Source organism: Parvibaculum sp. (genome assembly GCF_035511255.1).
Classification (GTDB): Bacteria; Pseudomonadota; Alphaproteobacteria; order Parvibaculales; family Parvibaculaceae; genus Parvibaculum.
The window spans coordinates 1-1,759 of the sequence record NZ_DATKFR010000084.1 but is presented as its reverse complement, the minus strand read 5'-3'; the positions used below and the strand labels follow the sequence as shown (position 1 = coordinate 1,759).

Below are 1,759 nucleotides of genomic sequence, written 5' to 3'. Positions count from 1 at the left end.
TTGGCGGCGGAGCGCGAGACCGAGCTGGTAGCTGAAGACCTGCGTCTGGCGGCCCGGTCACTGGGTCGGATCACCGGACGAGTGGATGTCGAGGATTTGCTAGATGTTGTGTTCCGGGACTTCTGCATCGGCAAATAATGTTTCACGTGAAACAGAGTCTGACTCACACGGCGCCAAGCCCCGGCGAAACGGCGGAACTGCCCGACTAATCCTTTGACCGGGGCGGCGAGCTGGGGATAAAGCTTCGCCGAACGCTGCGAGGCAGAATGAGCGAATTCGATGTGATCGTGATTGGTGGCGGCCATGCTGGCTGCGAGGCGGCCTCGGCGGCGGCCCGCGCCGGCGCGCGCACGCTGCTGCTCACCCACAAGATCGCGACGATCGGCGAAATGTCGTGCAACCCGGCCATTGGCGGGCTCGGGAAGGGCCATCTGGTTCGCGAGATCGATGCACTGGACGGGCTGATGGGACGGGTCGCCGATGCGGCCGGAATCCAGTTCCGCCTCCTCAACCGCCGCAAGGGGCCGGCCGTGCGCGGGCCGCGGGCCCAGGCGGACCGGAGGCTTTATCGCGAGGCGATGCAGGACGCCATTCTCGGCCATCCGAACCTCCAGACGGAGGAGGGCGGCGTCAATGATCTGATCGTCGATGCCGAGGGCGTTGCGGGTGTCGTCACGGAAGACGGGCGGCAGTTCCGGACCCGCCGGGTTGTCCTGACGACCGGGACTTTCCTGCGGGGCATGATCCATATCGGCGAAAAGCGCATTCCGGCGGGCCGCGTCGGGGAAGCCCCCGCCTTGGGTCTTTCGGACCGGCTTTACGCGCTCGGCTTCCAGCTTGGCCGCCTCAAGACCGGAACGCCGCCCCGGCTCGACGGTGGCACCATCGCCTGGGGGCAGCTGGAGATCCAGCCGGGCGATACGCCGCCCGTGCCTTTCTCCTTCCTGACCCGGGCGATCACGACGCCGCAGGTTAATTGCCACATCACCCGGACGACCGAGGCCGGGCATCGGATCATCGAAGCCAATCTCAAATATTCACCGGTCTATGCCGGCCATATCGAAGGCGTCGGGCCGCGCTATTGTCCCTCGATCGAGGACAAGGTCGTCCGCTTCAAGGAGCGCGACAGCCATCAGATCTTTCTGGAACCGGAAGGTCTCGACGACGACACGATCTATCCGAACGGCATTTCGACCGGCCTGCCGGAGGAGATCCAGCTTGCCTTCCTGAAGACCATTCCGGGTCTCGAAGAGGTGCGGATGGTCCGGCCGGGCTATGCGATCGAATATGATTACATCGATCCGCGTGAACTTCGCCCGACGCTGGAAACGAAGAAGCTCGCAGGGCTTTACCTGGCGGGCCAGATCAATGGCACAACAGGTTATGAGGAAGCGGCCGCGCAAGGGCTGATCGCCGGGGCGAACGCCGCTCTGGCCGCCAGGGGCGAAGAGCCGCTGATTTTCGATCGCGCCGAGGCCTATCTTGGCGTGCTGGTCGACGACCTCATCACGCGCGGCGTCAGCGAGCCCTATCGGATGTTCACCTCGAGGGCCGAATACCGGCTGACATTGCGGGCGGACAATGCCGATCAGCGGTTGACCACGAAGGGGGTCGGGCGAGGGCTGGTGGGCACGGCGCGAGCGGATGCCTTTGCGGCCAAGCTGTCCGCGCTGGAAGCGGCGCGGGAGCTGGCCCGGACGCTTCGCCTGTCGCCCACAGAGCTGGCGCGGCGGGGGCTGCGGATCAATCAGGATGGCGT

Annotated in this window: 1 protein-coding gene and 1 pseudogene; both read left to right on the top strand. The window is 65.4% G+C overall.

What is annotated here, in order from left to right; genetic code table 11:
- A pseudogene (locus tag VMR03_RS02885) lies at positions 1–138 on the top strand (tRNA uridine-5-carboxymethylaminomethyl(34) synthesis GTPase MnmE); the annotation flags it as partial.
- Between the two features lie 128 nt (positions 139–266).
- Positions 267–1,759, top strand: a 1,493-nt coding sequence (gene mnmG / locus VMR03_RS02880; RefSeq protein ID WP_325402096.1) for a tRNA uridine-5-carboxymethylaminomethyl(34) synthesis enzyme MnmG, incomplete at its 3' end; no start/stop codon positions are given.